The following is a 25602-nucleotide window of genomic DNA, read 5'->3' as shown; positions in this document are numbered from 1 at the left end:
AGCGTTAGACTCCGTTGCTTCAGGGCTTTCCGGAAAGGAATTGGTGCGCATGAAGACGTGGCTCATCGGAGGCGTCTCGCTCCTCGCGCTCGGCCTGGCTCAACCCGCCGCGGCGGGTGACCTTCGGCCGGGTACGGCACCGGCAGCGTGGAGCTGGACGGGTGCTTATGGCGGCTTGAACGCGGGCTTCGCGTCGCAGTCGCAGAACGTCTCCGATCCCTACGGCCCGTCGATCTTTGGTGATGGCGTCCGCACCCCCGGCTTTCTGCTCGGCGGCGTGATCGGCTACGACTGGCAGGTCCCCGGCGCGAGCTGGGTGTTGGGCGTTGCGGCCGACGCGGACTGGCTGGATGCCCGTGGAACCGAAACCTGCTTCGCCTTTGCGGGAGAGGCGACCTCCTCGACCTGCGGGGCGCAACCGGACTTTTCCGGCACGCTCACGGGCCGGCTCGGCTATGCCGCGGGACAGGATGGCCACACTCTGCTCTACGTGAAGGGTGGTGCGGCGGTCCTGCACAACCGGCTGAACGCGACGACCAACAACAATCCGACCGCGATCTCTTCGTCGAACGCGACGAGCCGCGACGCAACGACCTGGGGCTGGACGGCCGGCGCCGGGATCGAGCAGGCCATCGCGCCGGCTTGGTCCGTCAAGTTCGAGTATGACTATCTGGGGATCGGCGATGCCGGGCTGGCGAGCCCCGAAAGCTATCTTACAGCGCCCGACGGTAGCCTATTTCTCGTCCCATCGGCTGGCGCAAAGGTGGATCAGAGCCTCAACCTGTTCAAGGTCGGCCTGAACTACCGGTTCGGGGCCGATCCGCGGGCGCGGTGGGATGCGGCACCGGCAGCACCGGCGGCGACGATCATGCCATCCGGCTGGGAGTTCGAGGGCGGGGTGCGCTACTGGTACAGCTCCGGGCGGTTCCAGAAGGATTTGCCGCTCGATTCCGGTTCGTCGAGCAGCCTCGTCTCTCGCCTCACCTACGACGGGCTGACGGCGCATTCCGGCGAACTCTACGGCCGCGTGGACTCGCCCTGGAACCTGTTCCTCAAGGGGTATGCGGGGCTCGGCAAGATCGTGGACGGCCACCTGAACGACGAGGATTGGGGCCTTGGCTATTCCAACACACGGTCCGATCTGCGCAACACCAATCTCGACTACGCCACCATCGACCTCGGATACAACGTCCTGCAGGGGAGCGGCTTCCAGGCAGGCGCCTTCGTCGGCTACAATCACGTCCACGAGCAATATGCGGCGACGAACTGCGAGCAGATCGCTCTGCAGGCTTCGGGAATCTGTGCTCCCGCCATCTCGAACACGGCGGTCATCACCGAGACGGACGACTGGGACTCGATGCGTGTCGGCTTGTCGACCGCGGTCGCGGTCACGCCGCGGCTGACACTTTCCGGCGACGTCGCCTATCTGCCCTACGTCCACTTCGACGGACGTGACAATCATTGGCTGCGCGACCTCGTCATCGACGAATCCGGAGAGGGTAGGGGCGCGCAGTTCCAGGCGATGGCATCCTACGCCGTGACCCCGCACTTCAACCTCGGCGTCGGGGGCCGCTACTGGTCGATGTGGACCACGCGGGGATCGGACGTCTTCGGCGGGACGCCCATCGCGCGGAACGACACCTACCGGTACGAGCGCTATGGCCTGATCGCTCAGGCCGGCTACAAGTTCTGATCCGGTCACAGCGCGTCGGTTCCCGACGCGCTGCCAGCCTCGCGCATTTGCAGCGCAATCCCCCTTCGAACACGGGCGCGTCCGCGTCGTGAGAAGCGGGCGGCCGGCAATGCCGGCGTCGTCCCACGCAGCCTCTCCGCGCCGCCCCGGCGGATCGTGGTTGCATGAGGCATCGGAAGCTGGTCTCTTTCGCGAGGTTCCCGCGAACCCCACCGGAGAGATCCCGGCATGCAATCAGACACCATCGCCGCGCTCTCCTCCGGCGCCCTCCCCTCGGGCGTTGCAGTCGTGCGCGTCAGCGGACCGGAGGCGCGCGGCGTGATGGAGGCGGTCGCCGGCTCTGTCGCACCGGATCGGCGCGCCAGCCTGCGGCGGCTGCGGGATGCCGCAGGCGGGACGATTGATCGGGGGATCGCGATCTTCTTCGGCGGTCCGGAGACCGTGACCGGCGAGGACATCGCGGAGTTTCACGTCCATGGCGGACGCGCGGTGGTCGCAGCGCTGCTGGAGGCGGTGACGGCACGGGCCGGCGTGCGGCTGGCAGAGGCGGGAGAGTTTACCCGCCGCGCCTTCGAGAACGGCCGGATCGACCTGACCGAGGCCGAAGGGCTCGCCGATCTCATTGCGGCCGAAACCGAGGGGCAGCGCAGGGCGGCGGTGGCGCAGGCGGGCGGAGCGCTGCGCGCGATCTACGAAGGCTGGATGACGCGGCTGACCGAGATCCGTGCGCGCCTCGAGGCATCCTTCGACTTCGCCGACGAGGGCGATGTCGGGGCCGATATCGGCAGCGACGCTCGAAGCGCGGTCGGGGCGCTGGTCGCGGCGATGCGGGCGCATCTTGCCCGGGCGGACCAGGGCGAGATCCTGCGCTCGGGCTACAAGGTCGCGATCGTCGGCGCGCCGAACGCCGGCAAGTCGAGCCTGCTCAACGCGCTGGTCGACCGCGAGGTGGCGATCGTCACGGAGGTTCCGGGCACGACGCGGGACGTGATCGAGGCAACTTTGAACATCGGCGGCATTCCCGTCCGCTTTTCCGACACGGCCGGCATCCGCGAGACGGCGGACCAGGTGGAAGCGATCGGGATCGAACGGGCCCGGGCGGTCATGGAGGCGGCGGACCTCGTCCTGGCGCTGGTCGACCCGCACTCCTCCGGGCACGGGCCCCTGGCGCGGATCACCGACATCCTGTCACACGTGAAACACCCGATGATGCTCGCCGCAGACGCCGCCATGGAGGACATCGCCAAGGGCACCTCGAAGGGACGCCGGAAGATCCTGACGATCCGGACCAAGATCGACCGGCCGGCACCCAAGGGCATCGGCGCGATGTTCGGGGGCGAGTGGACGAATTTCCGCTTCGACTTCTCCGTCTCCGCCAAGACCGGCCAAGGGCTGCCGGATCTGGTCGCGCGGATCGGCGAGCTGGCCCGGGATGCCGCCGGCGGAGTGGAGGCCGGCATTCCGCTGAGGACGCGGCAGCGCGAGCTGATCGCCGACACGGTGCGGATCCTCGAAGGCTTCCTGGAAGCGGAAGATGCTCCGGCCGAGATCGGTGCGGAGACGCTGCGCCGGGCGTCCAACCGGCTGGGTGCGCTCACCGGTCAGGTCGGCGTCGAGGATCTCCTCGACGTCATCTTCTCCGAATTCTGCATCGGGAAGTGAGAGAGGCCGTGTCGCCCTTCAACCAGCCAGACCTTCTCCTTCGCGCGGCCGAGGCGAGCGATGCGGAAAGCATCAACCGGCTGATCGGCCTGCCCGGTTTCCGGCGCAACACGCTGCGGCTTCCGTTCGAGTCGATCGAGGCGACGCGGCGGCGGATGTTCGAGAACCGGCCGGCCGGACTGACGACGCTGGTTGCCGTGATCGGCGAGGAGGTAGTGGGGCTCGCCAGCCTGAACCGGCTCGCGGGACGCCGGTCTCATGTCGGGCAGGTCAATCTCGGTGTTCACGACGCGTATCTTCGGCGCGGGATCGGTCGTCAGCTGCTGTCGGCGTTGATCGACCTTGCCGACAACTGGCTCGGCCTCGCCCGGCTCGAGCTCGACGTCATGGTCGACAACGAGGCGGCGATCGCGCTCTACGAGAGCGCCGGCTTCGTCGAGGAGGGCGTGGCGCGGGCCGCCGTCCTGCGGGAGGGTCAGCTCGTCGATACGGTCTGGATGGCGCGCTTGCGCGAGCCGCCAACACGGCCGGACTGACAGCCACGGCCGAGCGGTGCGTGCCTTCTTTCCTGCCCAAGTCCTCGAAAGCGTCGCGGCGGTCCGCCGTTCGATCGGAGCCTCGGCAGTCCCCGAACGCGATCCGCTGATAGGCTCAGGCGGCGACGTCGTGGATCTGCCGGATCTCGTCCGCCACCAGCTGCTGCAGCCGCCAAAGGTTGCGGTCGCGAATGCCAAACTGCTCCAGGTGCTGGACCGTGTTGAAGAGGTATTCCGCGCAGGAGCCGGCATGGCCGCACGCGCGCGCCAGGATGTGCGCGACCTCGTCGAGCGGCAGCTTGCTGGCGATGCGGTCCCCGGTCGGGCCGGCCCAGAAGGTCAGCGCCCTGATCTTGCCCTCAGCGGTATGGACAGGCACCCAGCGCGCCATGTCGACTGTCTCGCGGAACCGGATCTCACGGAAGAGCACGCGGCGCAGCTGCCCTGCCCGATCCTCCTCCGACAGGCGGTAGATCACCCCGTCGCAGCGCCCGCCGCGCTCCAGCGCCATCATCAGGCCCGGCTGCTGCGGCGAGCCGCGCCAGCGCGTCATCTTCAGGCAGAAGGACCGGTGCCAGCCATAGGCCGAGGCCCGGCGGTGGTCGATCGCGTCGAAGTCCGGCTTCCAGATCAGCGAGCCATAGGCGAAGACCCACAGCGGCTCGCCGCGACTCTCATCCTCGTAGCGGCGGACGAGGTCGGAGAGTTCGTCTTCGCTGAGCTGAGTCCAGCCGGGCTCGGGATCGCGCTCCGGCTCCGGCCGGATGGTGAGGGCGACGAGTTCGGGCGTGAGGGCGAGGGAGGAGGGAGTGACGTCTCGGGAGGCCGGCTCGTCTGTCACGGAAGGTCCTGACATCTGCTGATGCAATTTCAGCCACTGCCGTCAGCTGCTGACGGAATAGGCCGACGTGGTGCATCGCACCCTACCGCATTGGCGGGACGCGTAAAGCCTTGCGCCGTTGACGTGGCGTTCAGAGGGCGGTTTCGAGTAGGACGCTCGTTGCCGTGCCGGGTCTCGGAAGATGGACTCTTCATGTCAGCCACTTGGCGGCCGACGGTCTGGCTCAGTCACCGAACTCCAGCCGATCGTAGATGTCGGTCATGGGCAGCGTGATGCCGACGGCCGCAAGCTCGACGACACCCTCCAGGCCGGAGACTTCCAGTGCTGCCCAATCGGCGCCCTCCGGGCGCGACCAGATCAGCACCTGCGGGCGCATGGGCTCGACGACAACGACGTGCCGCATCGTCGGCACCGCCTTGTACTCCTCCACCTTGCGGAGACGGTCGAAGTCGCGGGTGGACGGCGAGAGAACTTCGAAGACGACGATCGTCTCGGCCGAGAGATAACCGTCTAATTCGACCCTGCCGCAGTCGATCCCGGCGTCGGGCCGTCGGATCTGGCCGGGAAAAGTCTCGACGGCACCGTCGCCCGTAATCAGACGGCAGGGTTTGCCCTTCAGCCGCGTCTGCAGTTCCCCGTGCAGATTGCCTGTGATGATATCATGCCGGTTCGAAGCGCCCGTCATCATCTTGGCCGGGAAGCCGGCCACGAGCTCGTATCGGTCCTCCTGGCGCTCCTGCCAAGCGAAGAACTCCGCCACCGTCCAGGGCTTCGTCTCCAGAAGGCTCATGCTCGCAGCGTCCTTCCCGCCGCCGGCGTTGTTCGTCCGGTCCGTTTCACCTATAGACACTCTACCGCGAAAGAGCGTGCAGCGAAACGGATCGGCCTTGGAGGGCTGACCCAGCCTGCCCTCGCACCGCCACCCGAACCCTTTGTTGCCGCCATGACCGTTCTCGCCGCCGATCGGCCCCTTCCCTCGTCCTGCGACGTCGTCGTCGTCGGTGGCGGCCATGCCGGCTGCGAGGCGGCGAGCGCGGCGGCGCGGGCCGGCGCCGCGACGCTCCTCGTCACCCACCGCTTCGACACGGTCGGCGCGATGAGCTGCAACCCGGCGATCGGCGGCATCGGCAAGGGCCACCTCGTGCGTGAGATCGATGCGCTTGGCGGGCTGATGGGCCGCGTGGCGGATGCGGCCGGCATCCAGTTCCGCCTCCTCAACCGCAGCAAGGGACCAGCCGTGCGCGGGCCGCGGACGCAGGCGGACCGCAAGCTCTACCGCCAGGCGATGCAGGCAGCGCTCGCCGGGCACGACGATCTCGACGTTCTCGAAGGCGACGTCTTCGATCTTGCGCTCGACGCCGAGAACCGCGTCGCCGGCATCGTCCTCGCGGACGGGCGCAGGATCGCCTGCCGCGCCGTGGTCATCACCACCGGCACCTTCCTCTCCGGCCTCATCCATCTCGGCGACCGGCAGATCCCGGCGGGCCGCATGGGCGAGGATCCGACCGTCGGCCTCTCCGGCACGCTCGCCCGGCTGGGCCTGACCCTCGGACGGCTGAAGACCGGCACGCCCGCCCGGCTCGACGGGCGCACGATCGACTGGGCCGGGCTGGAGATGCAGCGGCCGGACGAAGATCCGGTCCCCTTCTCCTTCCTGACGACGGCGATCGCCAACCCGCAGATCGACTGCGGCATCACCCGGACGACGCCCGCGACGCATCGCATCATCCACGACAATCTTCACCGCTCGGCGCTCTATTCCGGCAGGATCGAAGGCACCGGGCCGCGCTACTGCCCGTCGATCGAGGACAAGATCGTCAAGTTCGGCGATCGCGACGGCCACCAGGTCTTCCTGGAGCCGGAGGGGCTGGACGACGACACCGTCTATCCGAACGGCCTTTCGACCTCGCTGCCCGAGGACGTGCAGGAGGCCTTCCTGCGCTCGATCCCGGGGTTGGAGCACGTCGCGATCCTGAAGCCCGGCTACGCCATCGAATACGACTACGTCGACCCGCGCGAGCTCGATCGATCGCTGGCGGTGGGCAAGGCGGACGGGCTGTTCCTCGCCGGCCAGATCAACGGCACGACCGGGTACGAGGAGGCGGCGGCGCAGGGGCTGGTCGCGGGCCTCAATGCCGCGCGGCTCGCCGGCGGGGCCGAGCCGGTGATCCTCGGCCGGGCCGACGCCTATATCGGCGTGATGATCGACGACCTCACGCGCACCGGCGTCACCGAGCCCTATCGCATGTTCACCTCGCGGGCGGAGTTCCGCCTGTCGCTGAGGGCCGACAATGCCGACCGGCGGCTGACGCCTCTGGCGATCGCGCTCGGGATCGCGGATGCCGAACGGGAGGCGGTCTTCGAAGCCAGTGAGGCAAGGATTGCCGCGGCGCGGTCGCAGCTCGAGGCGCTGACGCTGACGCCGCCGGAGGCCGCGAAGCACGACATCGCGATCAACCAGGACGGCCGCCGCCGTTCGGCCTGGCAGCTGCTGGCGCAGCCCGGGATCGACCTGCCGCGGCTCGCCGCCGTGTGGCCGGAGCTTGCAGCCATCGATCGGGCGACGCGCGAGCGGATCGAGATCGAGGCGAGCTATGACGTCTACCTGGAGCGCCAGCAGCGCGATCAGGACCGGCTGCGCCGCGACGAGGCGCGGGCGATCCCCGACGACCTCGACCTCACCGCCCTCCCCGGCCTGTCGAACGAGTTGCGGCAGAAGCTGGTGGCGCGCCGGCCGCGTTCGATCGCCGAGGCCGAACGGATCGACGGCATGACGCCGGCGGCGCTCGCCCTGATCCTTCTCGCCATCCGCCGGTCGGAGACGTCCCGTGCGGCGTGACCGGGATCCGCACGCCGAATGGACCTCGCCGCCGAAGCGCAAGCCGCCAAGGCCCGCAAGTGCTGGGCCGAAGCCGAAGGCGGCTGATGTCGCGCGGCAGCAGGCGGCAGGACGCGAAGAGTTCATCAGAGGCGTTGACGTTTCACGTGAAACTTTGGAGCGGCTCGACCGCTACGTGGCGCTGCTGACGGAGTGGCAGGCGCGGACGAACCTCGTCGCGGCTTCGACCATCGGCGATGTCTGGACGCGGCACGTCGCCGACTCGCTGTTCCTCGCACGGCGTCTTCCCCGGTTCGATCGGGTGGTGGATCTCGGCTCCGGCGGCGGGCTGCCGGCGCTCGTCATCGCCGCATGCCGGTCCGAAGCGACGGTCGACATGGTGGAAAGCAATGCCAAGAAGGCGGCGTTCCTGCGCGCCGCCCAGCGCGAGATCGGCGCGCGGGGCACCGTCCATGCCGCACGCATCGAGGATTGCGGGCCGGTCCTCGCGCAGGCCGACCTCGTCACCGCCCGGGCCCTCGCCTCGCTGGACCAGCTCTGCCGTCTCGTCGCGCCGCACATCCGGCCCGGCACCCCCTGCTTCTTCCAGAAGGGGCGCGGTCATGAACAGGAAATTGCCGAAGCGTCTGCCCATTGGCGATTCAGCATGGTAAAGCACGAATCAGACCTCGAAGACGGATCGGTCGTGCTCGAGATCTCTGACATCGCGCCACGCTGACGTGGCCTTCGAGCGACGGGGAAAGGCCCTTTGCAGCGGACGGGGCGTTCGGCACAGTCTGGCTTCGCACTAAGCGCCGCCGTTCCTCGTCACGCGGAGACGGGATCGAGCCGATGATGGATGCGGTAGCAGCCGGACAGCCCATGCGTGTCATCACCATTGCCAATCAGAAGGGCGGCGTCGGCAAGACGACGACGGCGATCAACCTCGCAACGGCGCTCGCCGCGATCGACAAGCGCGCGCTCCTGATCGACCTCGACCCGCAAGGCAACGCCTCGACCGGGCTCGGGATCGACAAGGACGACCGCGCGATCTCGTCCTACGACGTGTTGAAGGAGAGCGCGTCGATCTCCGAGGCGGCCATGCAGACGGCGGTGCCGAACCTGTCGGTCATCCCGTCCACGATGGATCTGCTCGGCCTGGAGATGGAGATTTCCGGCGTCACCGGCCGCGCCTACCGGCTGCGCGACGCGCTGCACTTCCATCAGGTCGAGACCCCGCAGTTCGACTTCGTGCTGATCGACTGCCCGCCCTCGTTGAATCTCCTGACGATCAACGCCATGGCGGCGGCGGATTCGATCCTGGTGCCGCTGCAGTGCGAGTTCTTCGCGCTGGAAGGCCTCAGCCAGCTGCTGCAGACGGTGGAGCAGGTCCGCGACAGCCTGAACCCGATGCTCGACCTGCACGGCATCGTGCTGACGATGTATGACGGGCGCAACAACCTCGCGGCCCAGGTCGTGCGGGACGTGCGGGCGTTCATGGGCGAGCATGTCTACGACACGGTCATCCCGCGCAATGTCCGCCTGTCCGAAGCCCCCTCCTTCGGCAAGCCAGCGATTCTCTACGACATGAAGTGCCCGGGCAGCCAGGCCTATATCCAACTGGCCTCCGAGATCATCCAGCGCGAGCGGCGGCTCGCCGCGGCGTGACGGACAAGCCCCTCTCCTGCCGATGCGACCGGCTCGGCGGGCGGAGACGACAGACCCGATCGGGAGTTGAGACATGACCGAAGACAGATCCCGCCAGCGCCTCGGCCGCGGACTCGCCTCGCTGATCGGCTCCGGCGTCGCGGCGCCGGCGCGGCCGGTGCCGGGCTTTGCGCCGCAGCCGAAGGAGGCGAGCATTGCGCCGGAGCGCATGGTGCCGGTCGATCGGATCTCGCCCAACCCGCACAATCCGCGCCGGGCCTTCGATCAGGAGGATCTCCAGGATCTGGCCGCCTCCGTGCGCAGCCACGGCGTCGTCCAGCCGCTGCTGCTGCGGCTGCGGCCAGGACGTACGGATGCGTATGAGATTGTCGCCGGCGAGCGCCGCTGGCGCGCCGCGCAGATCGCCGGACTGACGGAAGTCCCGGCGGTGCTGCGCGACATCAACGACCGCCAGTCCCTCGAAATCGCGATCATCGAGAACGTCCAGCGCGCCGATCTGAATGCCGTCGAGGAGGCGCAGGGCTATCAGACACTGATCGACGAGCACGGCTACACCCAGAACGACCTCGCCGAGATTCTCGGCAAGAGCCGCAGCCACGTCGCCAACACGCTGCGGCTCCTGAAGCTGCCGGAAGAGGTGCGGGCGATGGTCGAGGCGGGGCTGCTGTCGGCCGGGGCCGCGCGCACCGTGGTGACGGCGAGCGACCCGCTGGCGCTGGCCAAGAAGATCGTCGAGGACGGGCTCAGCGTCCGTGAGGCGGAGGCCCTAGCGCGCGATCCGGATGCGCTGGCGGAGCTTCGGGACGCACTGATGAACCCGCGTAGCGAGCGGGCACCGCGCGAGAAGGATGGCGAGCTCGTCGAGCGGGAGCGCTGGCTCTCGGACCGGCTCGGCCTGCCGGTGGCGATCAAGCCGAAGGGCAAGGGCGGCTCGCTGCGGATCGATTTCGCCGATCGCCAGCAGCTCGAGACGATCCTCGCCATGCTGCGCGACATGAAGCGTGACGAAGCCGAGGACCGGCGGCTGCGCGCCGCGGGGTGATGCCGACACGGGCGCGCGGCAGGGCATCCCTGGCGGCCCCCTGCCCCGCCCGAGTTCAGCCGCGGCGGCCGCGCGCCTTCAGCCGGGCCGCCTCGACCGCGATATCGAGCAGCGTCTTCTTTGTGATCGTCAGCTGCAGCGCCGCTTCCTTGCGGCTCGCGAGAATGTCGGCCTCGATCCGCGACAGGGCGGCGGAAATCTCCGCCAACGTCCAGGCCGACAGTGCCGTTTCCATCGCGTGGCGGCGGCGGAAGAACGGCCGGCGGCGCTCGATCGCCCGTGCGACGGTCTCGCCCTTCCGCTCGACGCTCTCCCGCATCGCCAGGAGCTGCTGGAAATAGCGCAGCAGTCCCTGGTGCAGCTGGAAGGTCGCCGTGCCCGCCGAGGTCAGCCGGTCGATCAGATGCGGCAGGCGCTTCACCTCGCCGCTGACCGCCGCATCGATCGCCTCGTCCAGCGCGTCGGCCGAGACGTCGCCGACGATGGCGCGCACGTCCTCCGCCGTCACCGTCGCGGTTCCCAGAGCGTAGAGGCAGAGCTTCTTCACCTCGCCGCGCGAGGCGATGCGGTTGGCGCCGAGGCGCGAGCGCAGCTCGTCGCGCGCCTCCTTGTCCATGGTGAGACCGGCGGCCTTCAGTTCGGTATCGATGATCTGGTCGAGCGCGCGCCCCTCGTCCTGATAGCAGGGCAGCGCCATGGCGAACTTGGCGCGCTCGACATTGGTCCGCAGCGCCGCGCCGCCCTTGAGGTCGCCGGCCTCGATGACGATGGTGGCGTCCTGGAGCTTTTCAGCGCCGAGCGCCGCGGCGGCCTCCGACAATGCCTTGCCCGCCCCTGCCCCGCGCACGCGGATCAGCCGCTTGCCGCCGAACATCGAGACGGTGCGCGCTTCGTCATAAAGCCGGCCGATGTCCTTCTCGAGCTCGTCGGCCGCCAGCGTCACCGCGGCGAACGGGTCGTTGCGGTCGACGCCCGAGGCCTCGGCGATCTTGTCGGCGCGTTCGGAGACGAGGCCGGGATCCGGGCCGTACAAGAGGACGAGCGGAAACGAGAAGTCCGGACGCGACAGGAACGCCTCGACCTCGGATGCCTTCTTCTGCGCCATGCGCGCTCCGCTGCCCTGGAAGTGGTGCTGCTCTTCTGGTGCGGCCAGGTCACCGCGACCTGAAGCCGGACCTTCGCGCCTGCCTCAGGCCGGCGCGCCCTTGAGCGCCGTCACCACCGCCAGTTCGACCTGAGCCGCAAGCTGCTCGCCGGCCTGCTGGCGCGCGTTCAGGAGCGCGCGTTCGCTCGCGTAGAGCTGGTTGGTGCGGTCGAACGGGATGGTCGCGATGCGCGTGCCGGTGGCGATGGTGCGGTGGTCGCTGAGACGTACCAGCTGGTATGTTGCCCGCATCGTGTAGATCGCCGAGGTCGCGACGCCGCCCTCCTCGATCGCGATGCCCTGTTCCGATCCGTCCGCGGAGAGGTTCAGCTGGTAGAGCGGCTCAGCCACTTTCGCGCCGCCGTTCAGCCGGAACAGGAGGGCGTTGCGGACGATCTGATCGCTGCGCGTATTAGCCTGGTTGATGGCGATCCGGCCCTTGAGGCCGGCCACTGTCTGTCCCGGAGCGAGCGCCGTCGTGGCCGGATTGGTCAGGCCGTGATCGCCATACATCGGGCCGGCCGTGCAGCCGGGCAGGATCGCGGCTGCGACGACGGCGGCGAAGGCGGCGCGCGGAGTGCGCGACCGGGCCCGATCAGACGACGACATTGACGATTCTCCCGGGAACGACGATCAGGCGTTTGGGCGGGTTGGCCCCGAGAACCGACCTGACGACGTCGAGCTCCAGCGTGGCCTTTTCGATGTCAGCTTTGCCGGCGTCGGCAGGCACGGTCAAGTCGCCGCGCTTCTTGCCGTTGATCTGGACGGGCAGTGTGACCGTGTCGTCGACGAGGAGGGCCGGATCGACCGCAGGCCAAGGCGTCGCGGCGACGAAGCCGTCTTCGCCGAGCTCGCGCCAGCACGCTTCGGCGAGATGCGGCATCATCGGCGCGATGAGGCGGGTCAGGATCGACAGCGCCTCGGCCGCCGCCGCCTTCTGAGCCGCGCTCGGCGTGGCGGTGAAGCCGGAAAACGCGGAGGAGAGCGTGTTGACCAGCTCGTGGACGCGGGCGATCGCCTTGTTGAAGGCAAGGCGCTCGATGTCGTCTGCGACGCCGGCGGCAGTGCGATGCGCGGCGCGGCGGATGGCCGTCGCCGTCTCGTCGCCCTCGGTGGCGTTGCCCGTCGCGCCGCGGACGAGCGGTGCGGTCTCGCTGACCAGCCGCCACAGGCGCTGGACGAAGCGATGGGCGCCCTCGACGCCGGCTTCCGACCAGATCACATCGCGGTCGGGCGGGGAATCGGAGAGGACGAACCAGCGGGCGGTGTCGGCACCGTAGGAGGCGAGGATGTCGTCCGGATCGACGACGTTCTTCTTCGACTTCGACATCTTCTCGATCGAGCCGATCTCGATCGGCGCGCCGGTGGAGAGGCGGACGGCGCGGCGTGCGCCGTCGACCTCATCGATCCTGACGTCGGCCGGCGGCACCCATTCGCGGCCGTCGCGATAGGTCTCGTGGACCACCATGCCCTGTGTGAACAGGCCCTTGAACGGCTCGTCGATGTCGAGATGCCCGCAGGCCTTCATCGCCCGCATGAAGAAGCGGGAATAGAGCAGGTGCAGGATCGCGTGCTCGATGCCGCCGATATACTGGTCGACCGGGAGCCAGGCGTTGGCCGCCTGCGGATCGGTCGGCTCGTCGGCATGCGGCGCGGTGAAGCGGGCGAAATACCACGAGGAATCGACGAAGGTGTCCATCGTGTCGGTTTCACGTGAAGCAGGACCGCCGCACTGCGGACACGTCGCCTGGCGCCAGGTCGGATGGCGGTCGAGCGGATTGCCCGGCCGGCCGAACTCGATGTCGTCCGGCAGCTTCACCGGCAGGTTCTCGCGCTTCTCCGGCACGACGCCGCAGGCCTCGCAGTGGAGCACCGGGATCGGGCAGCCCCAGTAGCGCTGGCGCGAGATACCCCAGTCGCGCAGGCGGAAGTTCACCCGGCGCTCGGCCTGCGGCCTGCCCTGGAGCTCAGAGGACTCCAGCCGCCGCGCGACCTCGTCGAAAGCTTGCGACGGCGACATTCCGTCGAGGAAGGCGGAGTTGTAGATCGTCCCGTCCTCGACATACGCCTCGTCGTAGACCGAGAAGACGGTCGGGTCCTCCTTCGGCGGCAGGACGACGGGCTTCACCGGCAGCTCGTACTTGCGGGCGAAGTCGAGGTCGCGCTGGTCGTGCGCGGGACAGCCGAAGATCGCGCCGGTGCCGTATTCCATCAGCACGAAGTTCGCGACGTAGACCGGCAGTGTCCAGTTCGGGTCGAACGGATGCACGGCCGTAATGCCCGTCGCCATGCCGCGCTTTTCCGCCGTCTCGATCGCCTCGGCCGAGGTGCCGGTGCGGCGGATCTCGGCGATGAAGTCCTTCAGCGCCGGGTTCGTCTCCGCCGCCTTCAGCGCCAGCGGATGATCGGCGGCGACCGCCAGGAAGGACGCGCCGAACAGCGTGTCCGGCCGGGTGGTGAAGACCGTCAGCTCGCTCTCGCCTGCAGGCGCGGTTTCCGGCGCCAGCGCCCAGCGCACCATCAGGCCTTCCGACTTGCCGATCCAGTTGCGCTGCATCAGCCGGACCTTTTCCGGCCACTCCGGCAGATGGTCGAGCGCTGCGAGCAGATCCTCGGCATAGTCGGTGATCTTGAAGAACCACTGGACCAGCTCGCGCTGCTCGACCAGAGCACCGGAGCGCCAGCCGCGCCCGTCGATCACCTGCTCGTTGGCGAGCACCGTCTGGTCGACCGGGTCCCAGTTGACCTTCGACTTCTTGCGGTAGGCGAGGCCCTTGTCCAGCATGTCGAGGAAGAGCATCTGCTGGCGGTGGTAGTATTCGACGTCGCAGGTCGCGAATTCTCGGCTCCAGTCGAGCGACAGCCCCATCGACTTCAGCTGCTTGCGCATCGTGTCGATGTTCTCGTAGGTCCACTTCGCGGGATGGACCTTGTTCTGCATCGCGGCGTTCTCGGCCGGCATGCCGAAGGCGTCCCAGCCCATCGGATGCAGGACGTTGAAGCCCTTGGCCCGCTTGTAGCGCGCCACCACGTCGCCCATGGCGTAGTTGCGCACATGGCCCATGTGGATGCGGCCCGAGGGGTAGGGGAACATCTCCAGGACGTAGTATTTCTCGCCGGGATCGCTGGTGTTCGTCTCGAACAGCTTCGCTTCGGCCCATCGGGACTGCCAGCGGGGCTCTTCGGCGCGGGGATTGTAGCGTTCGGTGGTCATCCGGGATGTCTCGTCAGCGGTCGGGAAGGGCCTTGCGGCCCAATGCTTCGGCTGACGCAAGGGGTTATCCGCGCGGGCGCGAAAGCGCAATGCCGGCCTTTCCAAGCGGCCGGTGCGTCAGCATAGATAGAGGCGCGAAGGCAGAAGCAGGGGCGCTAAGGCCAGCCGGCGCCGCCGCGGAGGATGAGCCACCGCGGCCGTGGCAACGGCTTTGCCTTCGTTCGGAGTGACAACGATGTGGATGATTCCACTCTGCGTCACGCTTAGAGTGAAACGGACCCGGAGCGGCTGGCTGGTCGAACTCCGGGTCCAGATCATCACCTAAGCGACGGTCGTCGGAGTTTCGGCTCCGGCGGCCACTCCGAAAGATAAATCGGAACTCTCTTTTCGACAAGGAAATGCCGCATGGACGAGACTTCGGCAAAGCGACCCGCGGGATATGAGGATGTCTGCCGGCGGATCGCCGCGGCCGAGGAGGCCGCCGACCGTCCCGCCGGCTCGGTCACGCTCGTCGCCGTCTCCAAGACGCACGAGGCGGACGCCATCCTGCCGGTGATCGAAGCCGGTCAACGCGTCTTCGGCGAGAACAAGGTGCAGGAGAGCCAGGCCAAGTGGCCGGCGCTGAAGGAGCGCTTCCCGGACATCGAGCTTCATCTGATCGGGCCGCTGCAGTCGAACAAGGCCGGCGATGCCGTGGCGCTGTTCGACGTCATCGAGAGCGTCGACCGCGAGAAGATCGCGCGCGAGCTCGCCAAGGAGATGAAGAAGCAGGGCAGGGCGCCGCGGCTCTACGTCCAGGTGAACACCGGAGAGGAGCCGCAGAAGGCGGGGATTGCGCCGCAGGAGGCCGCCGCCTTCGTCGCCCGCTGCAGAGACGAGTACGGCCTGTCGATCGAAGGGCTGATGTGCATCCCGCCGGCCGACGAGAACCCCGGACCCCATTTCGCGCTGCTCGCCAAGATCGCGAAGGAGGCCGGTCTTGAGAAGCTCTCGATGGGCATGTCCGGTGACTTCGAGACGGCGATCGCCTTCGGTGCGACCTCCGTCCGGGTCGGCTCTGCGATCTTCGGCGCGCGCGACTACGGCTGACGTCGCCAAGACCCGGAAGCCCGTCGGTTACCGACGCCGCAGACGGAGGAAGCAGAGCCTGTCGCGCCGATCGAGCTTGGAGGCCACTCCGGGACATGCCGTCCGCCATGAGACCGGGCGCGGCCTTTCCGTGCCCGTCCAGCCTTCTTCATGGCCGGGAGGCGAGCGCTCCGACAAGCGCCGTCCCCGGCGTTTGCGTCACTCGCCGGGGTAGTCCTGCGGACCCTTGGAGAGGAACTTGTCGAGGGCCTTCTGGCCGGCCTCGGTGGTGCCCCATGTTGGGGAACTCTACGTCGGCCGCGCCCTCGGCGTCCGGCATCTCGCATTTCGGCGAAAGCGTCGTGCCCCAGGCGTTGAAGACGACGGAGTGGGGATCGCCGAGGGGTAGGGGAGCTGTTGGGCTTGCAGGTCACCGTCCGGCCGAGGACGGCCTTGACGACGACGGAGTACGGCGTGCCCTGGACCATGCCCGAAACGGGCAGGCCGATGCACCGGGTCTTGCCGATCGGGAAGCTCGACGACCAGGTGGTGCCCTCGCCGACCTTCACGCCCATCCAGGCTGCGTAGCCCGCACCGACGAGCAGGTTGACGCAGACAGCCGTCTGGGCCGAGGCGGTCGTCGCGGCGATTGCAGACAGGCTGGCCAGGGCGGCCGCCGTCATGGCGGTCGGTGCAATGTATCGGAAAGTCATGTGGTTTATCCCTTGGCCAATTAGGCGACTAGAGATTGCATTGAATCGCAGAGGACGACAACTAGTGCTTTATAACATCTCGACGGCACACGCGGGAAACCTGTCGCTCGAGATGTCAGCGAGTTCGGACCGCTTACGCCGTCCGCGCTTCGCCTGCGACTCGGAGAGGCTGCCAGCAATCAAGGCCCCGCCTCCGGTTCCGGATGTCCGGACCATCGGGGTACGATCCGGGCCCTGCGACCGGATCGGGCTCCCCGACCGCCGCTCCCTGCGCGAAAAGTATGAGCCACAAAAACTGGACCCGGACCCGGCAATTCCCCTAAGTTTGCGGCAAGGCCGGCGCTCGAAGCCGGCGGCGGATGGGAGGCGAGTGCATGACCACGATCGCGGTGAAGGATTCCTGGAAAGCCCGTGCGAAGATCGACCAGGCGACCTACGAAGCCTGGTACGCCAGGAGCGTCGAGGATCCCGATGGGTTCTGGGGTGAGCACGGCAGGCGGATCGACTGGATCAGGCCGTTCACCAAGGTCAAGAACACCTCCTACGCCCCCGGCCATGTCGACATCCGCTGGTTCGAGGACGGCACGCTGAACGTGTCGGCCAACTGCATCGACCGGCATCTCACCCAGCGCGGCGATCAGACCGCGATCCTGTGGGAGGGCGACGATCCCTCGGAGTCGCGGGCGACCAGTTACCGCCAGCTCCACGAGGAGGTCTGCCGCATGGCGAACGTCCTCAAGGCGCGCGGCGTCAGACGAGGCGACCGCGTCACGATCTACATGCCGATGATCCCCGAGGCGGCCTTCGCGATGCTCGCCTGCGCCCGCATCGGTGCCGTCCATTCCGTCGTCTTCGGCGGCTTCTCGCCGGATGCGCTGGCGGGGCGCCTGGAGGGGGCGCAGTCGGAAGTGCTGATCACCGCCGACGAGGGCCTGCGGGGCGGCCGGAAGGTGCCGCTGAAGAAGAACGCCGACCGCGCCTGTGAGATCGCCGCGAAGGCGGGACAGGCAGTCACGACGATGCTCGTCGTCCGGCGCACCGGCGGCGATGTCGGCTTCGACGCGTCGCGCGACGTCTGGTGGCACGAGGTGCGCGAGACCGTCTCGGCCGACTGCGCGCCGGAGGAGATGGGCGCCGAGGATCCGCTGTTCATCCTCTACACCTCCGGCTCGACCGGCAAGCCGAAGGGTGTTCTCCACACTTCCGGCGGCTATCTTGTCTACGCGTCGATGACGCACGAATACGTCTTCGACTACCACGAGGGCGACATCTACTGGTGCACGGCGGATGTCGGCTGGGTCACCGGCCACAGCTACATCGTCTACGGCCCGCTCGCCAACGGCGCGACGACGCTGATGTTCGAGGGCGTGCCGACCTATCCGGATGCCGGCCGCATGTGGGAGGTCGTCGACAAGCACAAGGTCAACATCTTCTACACCGCGCCGACGGCGATCCGCGCGCTGATGGGCGCCGGCGACGACAAGGTGACGCGTGCTTCACGTGAAACGCTGAAGGTGCTGGGGTCCGTCGGCGAGCCGATCAACCCGGAAGCCTGGCTCTGGTACTACCGCGTCGTCGGCGAGGAACGCTGCCCGGTCGTCGACACTTGGTGGCAGACCGAGACCGGCGGCATTCTGATTACGCCGCTGCCGGGTGCGACGGCGCTGAAGCCGGGCTCGGCGACGCGGCCGTTCTTCGGCGTGAAGCCGCAGCTGGTCGACAACGAGGGCACGGTGCTGGAGGGCGCCACCGAGGGCAACCTCTGCATCACCGACTCCTGGCCGGGCCAGATGCGCACGGTCTACGGCGACCACGAGCGCTTCGAGCAGACCTATTTTGCGACCTACCAGAACAAGTACTTCACCGGCGACGGCGCCAAGCGCGACGAGGACGGCTACTACTGGATCACCGGCCGGGTCGACGACGTCCTCAACGTCTCCGGCCACCGCATGGGCACGGCAGAAGTCGAATCCGCTTTGGTCTCGCACCCCAAGGTCTCGGAAGCGGCGGTCGTCGGCTATCCCCACGACATGAAGGGGCAGGGGATCTACTGCTACGTCACCCTCATGGAGGGCGAGGAGGAATCGGACGAGCTGCGCAAGGAGCTCGTGGCGCATGTGCGCAACGAGATCGGCCCGATCGCCTCGCCGGACAAGATCCAGTTCGCGCCCGGCCTGCCGAAGACCCGCTCCGGCAAGATCATGCGCCGCATCCTGCGGAAGATCGCCGAGGACGATTTCGGCGCCCTCGGCGACACCTCGACGCTCGCCGATCCGGGCGTCGTCGACGATCTGATCGACAACCGGCAGAACCGGAAGGGGTAGCGGCGGCGGCTGGCGTCGGTGCGCGCTTGAGCCGCCGCCATTCGGGCGCGATGGCCTCGGAGGCTCATCGAAGCTGCGGCAGGCGCCTGCCGCAGCTTTGAGCAGGTCCTGTGCGTACGTCGTCGGGCACAGCTTCCGCCTCTGCCGACTTCTCTCGCGAATCAATGTCTTGCGTGGAGCTGGCGCTTTTTTCGACAAGGGCTTGTCAGACCCGCAGATCCACCCCATACTCCCCCTCGTGTTCAACGAAGCGAAAGGAGGTGATCCAATGTCGAGTGATTATCTGATGCCGGCTGGATCTTTGATTCTCGGTGGTTCGACGGAGCAGCCTCCTCGCTTCGCCTGAGAATGTCGAAGTCCGCTAGACGGTCTTCAAAGACCGCCGGCTGACGGAAATCACGGGGCCGCTTCCGAAAGGGAGCGGCCTTTTGATTTTCGGGGGCGGCCCGCCTGCATCTGGCTCTCGCTCGCCTGTCGTAGAGACGGCGAGCGCGGCGGGCCTCAGATATCATCGTCCTCGCTGAGCCAGCGGATATGCCGCTCCACCGACTGGGCAAGCACCGCGCGCCCGTCCGCCGGCACGACGCGCCCCCAGAACGCACCGTAGACCGCGTCGAAGGTCACCCCGTCCAGCGCCCCCGCGATCCGCCGCACGGCCGTCTCGCCGAGCGGGATGTAGTTGGGGTAGCTGCGCATGAAGCCGAGCCCGTCGCAGCCGGGCGTCACCTGCAGGATGTCGCCGGAGAGCAGCGCGCCCTTGCCGTCATGAGCGTCTGCGACGTGCAGCACGGTGCCGCCGGCAAAATGCCCGCCGCAGCGGATGAGGGTCAGGCCCGGCAGGATCTCCCGCCGCTCTCCGTCCCACAGCGCGACATGGTCGCCCGGCCGCTGGATCCACGCCTTGTCCGCCGCATGGGTGAGGACGGGAATGCCGCCGAAGGCTTCCGACCACTCGGCCATGGTGGTGTAGTAGTGCGGATGCGAGATCGCGATCGCGGCAAGGCCGCCGAGCCCGTCGATGATGTCGACGATCCCCCGGTCGACGAGCGGGATCAGGTCCCAGAGGATGTTGCCGGCCGGTGTGCGCACCAGCAGCGCCCGCTGCCCGATGGCGAAATGCGGCGTCATGCCGAGCCCGAGGAATTTCCCGTCATAGGCGACGACGGCACGGTGCCCGTCCCGCATCGCCCCGAAGGACGTCCAGCCCTGGCCAGGCGGCGGAACGAACTGCCGCTCGTCCTCGCAGATGGGGCAGTGTTTCGGGCGCGCCTCGGCGGGCGGATAGCCGGTGCCGCAGGCGGTGCAGAGGAAGGATGTCGGCAAGGCGGAGGATCCGATCAGAGAATGGGCGTCTGCTGATGCTGCAGGAGGAGGAGCCCGCCGTCGCCCCGGATGTAGGTGGAGGTGCAGAGGGCGCGATAATCCGGCGAGCCAGGCCGCATCCCGCAGGCGCGATAGGCGAGAACGATGGTCGTGTCTCCGACGTTCGCCGTCAAGGTGTCGGTCATCGTCACCGCCCGCCAGCGGGGCGCGCCCTCCAGCGTGGCGATGATCGCGTCGCGGCCCTGCAGAAGACCGACCGGCTCTGCAAACGCCATCACGCAGCCCGGCGCCAGCGTCGCGCGGAAGCAACTGGCGCCCTCCGTCCAAAGCGCCCGTTCGAGCGACCAGATCGCCTCCTCGTCCACCCGTGCCTCCACTCGTCGAATTTTCTCGGATAGCTATGGCTGGAGCTCGCGGCGGAAATGGCGACCGTCAGAAGTGAGTGCGGCGCCGGCTCAGGCGTAGAGGTCCCGCCGCGTCGGCGGCAGCCCGCTCGGGCCCTTCGAGCGCTTCGACGCCAGCGTCTGGTAGATCAAGAGGCCGCCGCGTTCGAAGCCGAGGGAGACGCCGGCGAGGTAGAGCAGCCACAGCCGCGCACGCTCCCGGCCCGCCAGCGCCGAGGCTTCGTCCATGCGCGCCAGCAGCCGGTCGTGCCAGAGCCGGCAGGTGCGGGCGTAGTGCTCGCGCCAGTCCTCGACGTCGTGGACCTCGAACCGGTGCTTCTCGAGGAACTGCGCGGTATGGCCGATGTGGTCGAGTTCGGCGCCGGGGAAGATGTAGCGGATGATCGCCTGGTACTCCCGCGTCCCCTTCCGGAATTTCTTGTCCGTCTGCTTCGCCGGTCGGGTGATCGCATGGTGGAGATAGAGCCCGTTCGGCTTCAGGAGTTTTCGCACCGCCTCGAAATAGGTGTCGTGATTGTCCCAGCCGACATGCTCGAACATGCCGATCGAGGAGACCTTGTCGAAGAGGCCGCTCAGCTCCTGGAACGGCTTCAGCTCGATGGTGATCCTGTCCGACAGGCCCTTCGCCGCGACCCGCTCGCGGGCGAGGTCGAACTGCGCCTGGCTGAGCGTCACGCCGTGGCCGGTGACGCCGTAGTGCTCCGCCGCGTGGATCAGGAGCGCTCCCCAGCCGCAGCCGATGTCGAGCAGCCGCTCGCCGTCCTTCAGGCGCAGCTTGCGGCAGATCATGTCGAGCTTGTCGAACTGCGCCTTGTCGATGTCGTCGTGCCAGCCGTCGAAATAGCCGCAGGAATAGAGCATGCGGCTGTCGAGGAAGAGCCGGTAGAAGTCGTTCGAGACGTCGTAGTGGAACTGGATCGCCGACTTGGAGGAGCCGCTGGCGCCGGCGTCGGACGTCGCCGCGGGACCGGCGCCCCTGGTCTTGCGCGATAAGGCGTAGAGCGCGGGGAGGGCGCGGGCGACCCTCAGCTTGTCGATCCGCTTCAGCGCCGCCTTGGTCTTGACGTCCGAGCGCGCCGCCGCGAGATCGAAGATCGTGCCGTCCGCGATGTCGACCGCGCCGGTCATCCAAAGACCGACCGCCGTGGCGATCGACGGACGGATGGCGAGGCGGGCGATCGCGGCCGGATCGTTCAGGGTGATGGCAGGGCCCGTCGCAGGGCCGATCCGTTCGCCCGTCCACAGGCGCACCGCCACCTTCGGCTCGAAGGCGGCGACGACATGGCGCACCAGCCCCGCGAGTTTGTCTTCGGCGGTGGGCATGGGCGGTCTCCAGTTTCACGTGAAACAGATCGGGTCGTGTGCGCCGAGGCTTAGCGTTTGCGGCGGCATGCGGCAATTGCCGGCCGCGGCGGCTTTCCGCCCGCACATGAATTTTCCGACACGGCCTCGGCATCAACGGTGCGGGCGATATCTTTCGCGGCGCAGCATTCCCGCTGCCCGCAACAACGGAGGCTGTCATGCGCCTGCCCCTGATCCCGCCCGCAGAGCTGTCGGAAGAGCAGAAGCCGCTCTACGACGACATGAAGTCCGGCATCGGCGAGAAGTTCAACGCCTTCGAGGCGATCCGCGCGGACGGCGCCTTGATGGGTCCGTGGAATCCCTGGCTGCACGAGCCGCAGATCGGCGGCGCGATCTGGGACCTCACCAAGGCGATGTCAATGCAGGCGAGCCTCACGGACAATGCGCGGCAGATCGCCATCCTCGTCACCGGCGCGCATTTCAACGCGGCCTACGAGATCTATGCCCATGTGGCCGTCGCCGAAAAGGAGGGGATGAGCGAGGAGCGCCTGTCGACGCTGGTCGCCGGCGTCAAGCCGACCGGCCTCGCCGGCGGGGAGGAGGTCGCCTACGACGTCGCCCATGCGCTCGTGAACGGCGGGGTGCTGCCGCGCCCGACCTATGACATGGCGGTGACGACCTTCGGTCAGCATGGCGCCAACGAGCTGATCTATCTCGTCGGGCTCTATTGCCTCGTCTCGGTGACGCTGAACGGGTTCAACGTGCCGGTGCCCGAGAAGGAATAGGCCGGACCGGCTCAGCCGCGGCCGGGGCCTGCGACGTCGGCCGCGCTGAAGCTGTCCGGCAGCGAGCCGTCGCACCAGTTCCGACGCTTGCCGCCGGAATAGGGCGCGACCAGCCCCTCCTTCAGCAGCGTCTTCGACAGATCCTTGTCGTCCGCCGTGCCGATCCGGGCGAGGACGCGGCCGTAGTACTTGCCGCCCGAGACGTCGAACAGCGAGACCGTGCCGTCGCCGACGAGCGCGGTGAGCCGCGCCGTCGCGACGTCGGCCGCATGCTTCTCCGCCGGGCATTTGCCCCGATGCTCAGGCGCGTCGATGCCCTTGAGGCGCACGGCGACATGCACGGTCTGCATCGGCCACACGAAGGCCTCGACCTCCACCGTATCGCCGTCCCTGACCTTGGTGACGCGAGCCTCGACCGGTCCGGAGATCTGGCGCGAGTAATCCACCTCGGCCTGCGCCGCGGCGCCCATTGGCGCGAGCAGGAGCAGGGCGAAGGAAATACAACCGAAAGAGGAGATGGTGCGGTGCCGCAAGGGTGGATCATTCCGAAAGATGAGGTGGCGATTCGGAGTATATTCCTAGGACGCCGGCAAGGGAAGTCCACACGGCCTTGCCGTGAGGATCCAGCAATCACCGCAGATCCGGATGCTTAACCGAACCCTAACGCCGTCAGGTTCCCTTGGGTGAGGCCGCGCCTCCTCAGGATAGGAGCGACAACCCACAACCATCACGATTGGTCTTGTTTGAGCTATCGCGGTGTAGGCGGTGGCAACTCCGGCGCCGCAGGCAAGCGAGCGGGCGGACCGGCGGTGACGGAAACAAGAGATTCCGGACCGCGACCCGCTCGCCTCCGGCGTTATTTTGCCCGCGGCGCTCGACGCGACGACGATGCGGTTCAGAAATCCGAGATGATGCCGTTCTTCTCCCAGTCGCCGTAGCGGATCGGCTCCGGACCGTCGCGTCCGTTCACCTCCGGCGGCAGATCGGAGGGATGGACGCGTTCGGCCGCGTGGCGGGCGCGCCGCTCTTCGGCTTCGGCGAGTGCGCGCCGGGCTGCGGGCGAGAGGGCACGGGCCTGTCCTGCGGGATCGCGCGGCCCGCTCGCGGCGTCACCGCCATCAGCGGGCAGCAGATCGGCATTCGGCTTGTCGGTCACCGTCGGTCTCCAGGCTTGCTGACGGTGCAGACTAGCATCCGGTCGCAAGGCCGCACCTCTGGCGGACAGATAGGGACTTGTGCCGCCGTGCGAAAGCCGCCCGGCCGCGTGTCGAAGGCGTTTGTGCGCCGGAGCGGCCGAAAGTCACGAAGACGGGCGTCGGCATGATCCGGATCAATGCAGGCACTAGCTTCAGGCGTCATCCTCGCGTGACCATCGAACTGTCAAGTCAGGAGGATAGCGGGCCGTGGAATGGCAACCGATTTCCAGCGCCCCGTTCGACAGGGATCTCGAGCTGGCGGTGCTCGATCACGAAGGGCCGCACGCGCTCGTGTTTCCCTGCCGTCGGACCCTGCACGGCTGGCTTCGGTCCGAGGGTGGATCGAGCGTCGACGTGCGTCCGACGCACTGGCGCGAATGGCGGGAAGCAGACAAGCCGTGAGCCGGCCCGTCACGGCTTCGGGCGCAGGCGCTGCTTGTTCGCGCGGGAGGCCGCGAGCCTTTCCTCCTCCTCGGCGAGAAGGTGGCGAATCGTGGCGCGCTTGGCCGGGTCGGTCTCGCTCTCCAGCAGTTTGCGGAAATGCTGAATGTTGAGCAATGCGATGCTCTCGTCCATCGCCGATCCTCCGCGGGTCTGCGAATATCCATCCGGTCCGTCTCGACACGGACACCCTGAGAGGCGGCCAACGCCCTCGCGCATCGGCTCCGGTACTTTAACAAATTCTATAACTGCTGTGGAGACGGTCCGCACTGACAAAAGTCAGGACGCAAGTCCGACTTTCGCCCGAGAGGGCGGTCGAGCGGCGGGCCGCGGGGAGCCGGCATGAAGGCCAAGGCGATCAAAAGCCAGCACGATCTGAAGATCCGCGCGGTCGGGAGCCTTCCGCCGGCGCCGGGCCAGCGGCGCGCAGTGTTGCCGCTGTCGGGGGCGGAGCGAGCCGAACTTTCCCGGCTGGCCGAGATCGTCGAATACCGCACGCCGGGATCGCAGATCCTGGGAGAGGGGGAGCCGGGGCGATTCCTGTTCCTTCTGGCGGACGGGCTCGTGCGCACGCATGTCACGCTGAACGACGGCGAGCGGCAGATCCTCGCCTTCTACTGGCCCGGCGACCTCTTCGGCCTGGCGGAGGAGGGGACCTATGTCGCGACCGCCGAGGCGGTGACGCCGGCGACCGTCTACCGGTTCCCGTATCACGACCTGCAGCAGTTCCTGACCACCAACCCTTCCCTCCAGTACGGCTTCCTGGTGAAGGCCATGCACGAGTGGCGCAGTGCCCAGCGCCAGCTGATCGTGATGGGGCGCTTCGATGTCGCCAAACGGTTGGCGATCTTCCTCCTCGACTGCTCGGCGCACGAGCAGTTCTTCTCGGGCGAGGATGGTCTTCTGACGCTGCCGATGACCCGCTACGACATCGCCGACTATCTCGGCACCTCGGCCGAATCGGTCACGCGGGCCCTGGCGCGCCTCGAGGACGAGGGGCTGCTCAAGCGGCTTTCGGCGCGGCAGCTTCGGCTCGACCGGGAAAAGCTGCGGGCCTACGCCGATTTCACGTGAAACAGCCGAAGGCCAGGCAGGAAGATCCGGCGCGGCGTCTATTCCGCGAACTCCCCCCAGGCCGGGTTCCAGTCGACGTCGACTTCCTTCTCGACGAGCACTTCGGCGTCGCCGATCGCCTGCCGCTTGTTCTCGACCACGCGGAACGCCTCTTCCGGGTCCATTTCCTCGCTCGGATAGACCGTCGGCTCGGCCGGGTCGCCGGTGTCGTCGAGGCCGATGATGAAGGCCTTCACGCGGTCGCCCTCCTTCACGAGGCGGACGACGAGCTGGCCTTCGCGGCGCTCGCCTTCGAGGCGACGATAGCGTGCCATGGAAGTCTCCTTGGATTGGCAATGTCGGCAGTGGCGGGTG

The 25602-nt window shown here is 67.8% G+C and carries 25 protein-coding genes; 13 read left to right on the top strand and 12 right to left on the bottom strand.

What is annotated here, in order from left to right; genetic code table 11:
• Positions 1–49: 49 nt before the first annotated feature.
• The 3 genes from AB5S17_RS07060 to AB5S17_RS07050 all read left to right on the top strand — a co-directional run bounded on the left by AB5S17_RS07060 (position 50) and on the right by AB5S17_RS07050 (position 3891).
• The gene (locus tag AB5S17_RS07060) at positions 50–1693 is read left to right on the top strand and encodes an outer membrane beta-barrel protein (RefSeq protein ID WP_369237632.1); all 1644 of its coding nucleotides are present in this window, start codon (positions 50–52) and stop codon (positions 1691–1693) included.
• Positions 1694–1921: 228 nt separating this feature from the next.
• Entirely contained in the window at positions 1922–3355 is a 1434-nt protein-coding gene (gene mnmE / locus AB5S17_RS07055; RefSeq protein ID WP_369237630.1) for a tRNA uridine-5-carboxymethylaminomethyl(34) synthesis GTPase MnmE, read from the top strand.
• Positions 3356–3363: 8 nt separating this feature from the next.
• Positions 3364–3891: a GNAT family N-acetyltransferase gene (locus AB5S17_RS07050; protein ID WP_369237628.1), complete on the top strand. Its 528-nt coding sequence runs from the start codon at positions 3364–3366 to the stop codon at positions 3889–3891.
• A 115-nt stretch (positions 3892–4006) separates the two neighbouring features.
• Here the strand turns inward: AB5S17_RS07050 and AB5S17_RS07045 are convergent, their stop codons facing one another.
• Entirely contained in the window at positions 4007–4732 is a 726-nt protein-coding gene (locus tag AB5S17_RS07045; RefSeq protein ID WP_369237626.1) for a gamma-glutamylcyclotransferase, read from the bottom strand.
• A 223-nt stretch (positions 4733–4955) separates the two neighbouring features.
• Positions 4956–5744, bottom strand: coding sequence for a Uma2 family endonuclease (locus tag AB5S17_RS07040; RefSeq protein WP_369237624.1), 789 nt, complete (start codon positions 5742–5744; stop codon positions 4956–4958).
• Here AB5S17_RS07040 and mnmG point away from each other — a divergent pair.
• The 4 genes from mnmG to AB5S17_RS07020 all read left to right on the top strand — a co-directional run bounded on the left by mnmG (position 5676) and on the right by AB5S17_RS07020 (position 10260).
• The gene (gene mnmG / locus AB5S17_RS07035) at positions 5676–7571 is read left to right on the top strand and encodes a tRNA uridine-5-carboxymethylaminomethyl(34) synthesis enzyme MnmG (protein WP_369237622.1); all 1896 of its coding nucleotides are present in this window, start codon (positions 5676–5678) and stop codon (positions 7569–7571) included. The two genes, AB5S17_RS07040 and mnmG, sit on opposite strands and share 69 nt — an antisense overlap.
• A 154-nt stretch (positions 7572–7725) precedes the next feature.
• Positions 7726–8289 (top strand): 16S rRNA (guanine(527)-N(7))-methyltransferase RsmG, encoded by a 564-nt coding sequence (rsmG, locus tag AB5S17_RS07030; protein ID WP_369237620.1) that lies wholly within the window; start codon positions 7726–7728, stop codon positions 8287–8289.
• Between the two features lie 143 nt (positions 8290–8432).
• On the top strand, positions 8433–9218 hold the full coding sequence (locus tag AB5S17_RS07025) for a ParA family protein (RefSeq protein WP_369237618.1): 786 nt from the start codon (positions 8433–8435) through the stop codon (positions 9216–9218).
• 73 nt (positions 9219–9291) lie between these two features.
• Positions 9292–10260 carry a ParB/RepB/Spo0J family partition protein gene (locus AB5S17_RS07020; protein ID WP_369237616.1) on the top strand — a complete coding sequence of 323 codons (969 nt, stop codon included), beginning with the start codon at positions 9292–9294 and terminating at the stop codon, positions 10258–10260.
• A gap of 55 nt (positions 10261–10315) precedes the next feature.
• Here AB5S17_RS07020 and holA read toward each other — a convergent pair whose 3' ends face one another.
• From holA to leuS, 3 genes are all read right to left on the bottom strand, one after another.
• Complete coding sequence (holA, locus tag AB5S17_RS07015; RefSeq protein ID WP_369237614.1) at positions 10316–11365, bottom strand: DNA polymerase III subunit delta; 1050 nt, start codon at positions 11363–11365, stop codon at positions 10316–10318.
• An 84-nt stretch (positions 11366–11449) separates the two neighbouring features.
• Complete coding sequence (locus AB5S17_RS07010; RefSeq protein ID WP_369237612.1) at positions 11450–12013, bottom strand: hypothetical protein; 564 nt, start codon at positions 12011–12013, stop codon at positions 11450–11452.
• Positions 12000–14618 carry a leucine--tRNA ligase gene (gene leuS / locus AB5S17_RS07005; RefSeq protein WP_369237610.1) on the bottom strand — a complete coding sequence of 873 codons (2619 nt, stop codon included), beginning with the start codon at positions 14616–14618 and terminating at the stop codon, positions 12000–12002. The genes AB5S17_RS07010 and leuS overlap by 14 nt, the downstream gene beginning before the upstream one ends.
• A gap of 405 nt (positions 14619–15023) precedes the next feature.
• Between leuS and AB5S17_RS07000 the strand changes: the two genes are divergently transcribed.
• The 3 genes from AB5S17_RS07000 to acs all read left to right on the top strand — a co-directional run bounded on the left by AB5S17_RS07000 (position 15024) and on the right by acs (position 18723).
• On the top strand, positions 15024–15707 hold the full coding sequence (locus AB5S17_RS07000; protein WP_369237608.1) for a YggS family pyridoxal phosphate-dependent enzyme: 684 nt from the start codon (positions 15024–15026) through the stop codon (positions 15705–15707).
• Between the two features lie 432 nt (positions 15708–16139).
• A complete protein-coding gene (locus AB5S17_RS06995) occupies positions 16140–16274 on the top strand; it encodes a hypothetical protein (protein WP_369237606.1) in 135 nt (44 codons plus the stop codon).
• Between the two features lie 499 nt (positions 16275–16773).
• A complete protein-coding gene (acs, locus tag AB5S17_RS06990) occupies positions 16774–18723 on the top strand; it encodes an acetate--CoA ligase (RefSeq protein ID WP_369237604.1) in 1950 nt (649 codons plus the stop codon).
• Positions 18724–19224: 501 nt separating this feature from the next.
• Here acs and AB5S17_RS06985 read toward each other — a convergent pair.
• From AB5S17_RS06985 to AB5S17_RS06975, 3 genes are all read right to left on the bottom strand, one after another.
• Complete coding sequence (locus tag AB5S17_RS06985) at positions 19225–20046, bottom strand: MBL fold metallo-hydrolase (protein ID WP_369237602.1); 822 nt, start codon at positions 20044–20046, stop codon at positions 19225–19227.
• Between the two features lie 14 nt (positions 20047–20060).
• Positions 20061–20423 (bottom strand): hypothetical protein, encoded by a 363-nt coding sequence (locus AB5S17_RS06980; RefSeq protein WP_369237600.1) that lies wholly within the window; start codon positions 20421–20423, stop codon positions 20061–20063.
• 78 nt (positions 20424–20501) lie between these two features.
• Positions 20502–21773: a class I SAM-dependent methyltransferase gene (locus AB5S17_RS06975; protein ID WP_369237598.1), complete on the bottom strand. Its 1272-nt coding sequence runs from the start codon at positions 21771–21773 to the stop codon at positions 20502–20504.
• 197 nt (positions 21774–21970) lie between these two features.
• On the opposite strand from AB5S17_RS06975, the gene AB5S17_RS06970 reads away from it, so the two are divergent.
• Positions 21971–22537, top strand: a complete 567-nt coding sequence (locus tag AB5S17_RS06970) for a carboxymuconolactone decarboxylase family protein (protein WP_369237596.1) — start codon at positions 21971–21973, stop codon at positions 22535–22537.
• Positions 22538–22548: 11 nt separating this feature from the next.
• Here AB5S17_RS06970 and AB5S17_RS06965 read toward each other — a convergent pair whose 3' ends face one another.
• Together AB5S17_RS06965 and AB5S17_RS06960 are read right to left on the bottom strand one after the other, a co-directional pair.
• Complete coding sequence (locus AB5S17_RS06965; protein ID WP_369237594.1) at positions 22549–23070, bottom strand: thermonuclease family protein; 522 nt, start codon at positions 23068–23070, stop codon at positions 22549–22551.
• A gap of 362 nt (positions 23071–23432) precedes the next feature.
• Positions 23433–23669 (bottom strand): DUF1674 domain-containing protein, encoded by a 237-nt coding sequence (locus tag AB5S17_RS06960; RefSeq protein ID WP_369238312.1) that lies wholly within the window; start codon positions 23667–23669, stop codon positions 23433–23435.
• Between the two features lie 271 nt (positions 23670–23940).
• Between AB5S17_RS06960 and AB5S17_RS06955 the strand changes: the two genes are divergently transcribed.
• Complete coding sequence (locus tag AB5S17_RS06955; RefSeq protein WP_369237592.1) at positions 23941–24135, top strand: hypothetical protein; 195 nt, start codon at positions 23941–23943, stop codon at positions 24133–24135.
• Positions 24136–24144: 9 nt separating this feature from the next.
• On the opposite strand, the gene AB5S17_RS06950 is transcribed toward AB5S17_RS06955, so the two are convergent.
• Positions 24145–24309 carry a hypothetical protein gene (locus AB5S17_RS06950; protein WP_369237590.1) on the bottom strand — a complete coding sequence of 55 codons (165 nt, stop codon included), beginning with the start codon at positions 24307–24309 and terminating at the stop codon, positions 24145–24147.
• Between the two features lie 207 nt (positions 24310–24516).
• Between AB5S17_RS06950 and AB5S17_RS06945 the strand changes: the two genes are divergently transcribed.
• The gene (locus tag AB5S17_RS06945; protein WP_369237588.1) at positions 24517–25248 is read left to right on the top strand and encodes a Crp/Fnr family transcriptional regulator; all 732 of its coding nucleotides are present in this window, start codon (positions 24517–24519) and stop codon (positions 25246–25248) included.
• Between the two features lie 38 nt (positions 25249–25286).
• Here the strand turns inward: AB5S17_RS06945 and AB5S17_RS06940 are convergent, their stop codons facing one another.
• Positions 25287–25562: a hypothetical protein gene (locus AB5S17_RS06940; RefSeq protein WP_369237586.1), complete on the bottom strand. Its 276-nt coding sequence runs from the start codon at positions 25560–25562 to the stop codon at positions 25287–25289.
• Positions 25563–25602 lie beyond the last annotated feature (40 nt).

The sequence above is a fragment of the Jiella sp. M17.18 genome, from assembly GCF_041027365.1.
GTDB lineage: Bacteria > Pseudomonadota > Alphaproteobacteria > Rhizobiales > Rhizobiaceae > VKMB-3413.
Note: the sequence above shows the minus strand (reverse complement) of the source record. Positions and strands in the feature narration are given on the sequence as shown.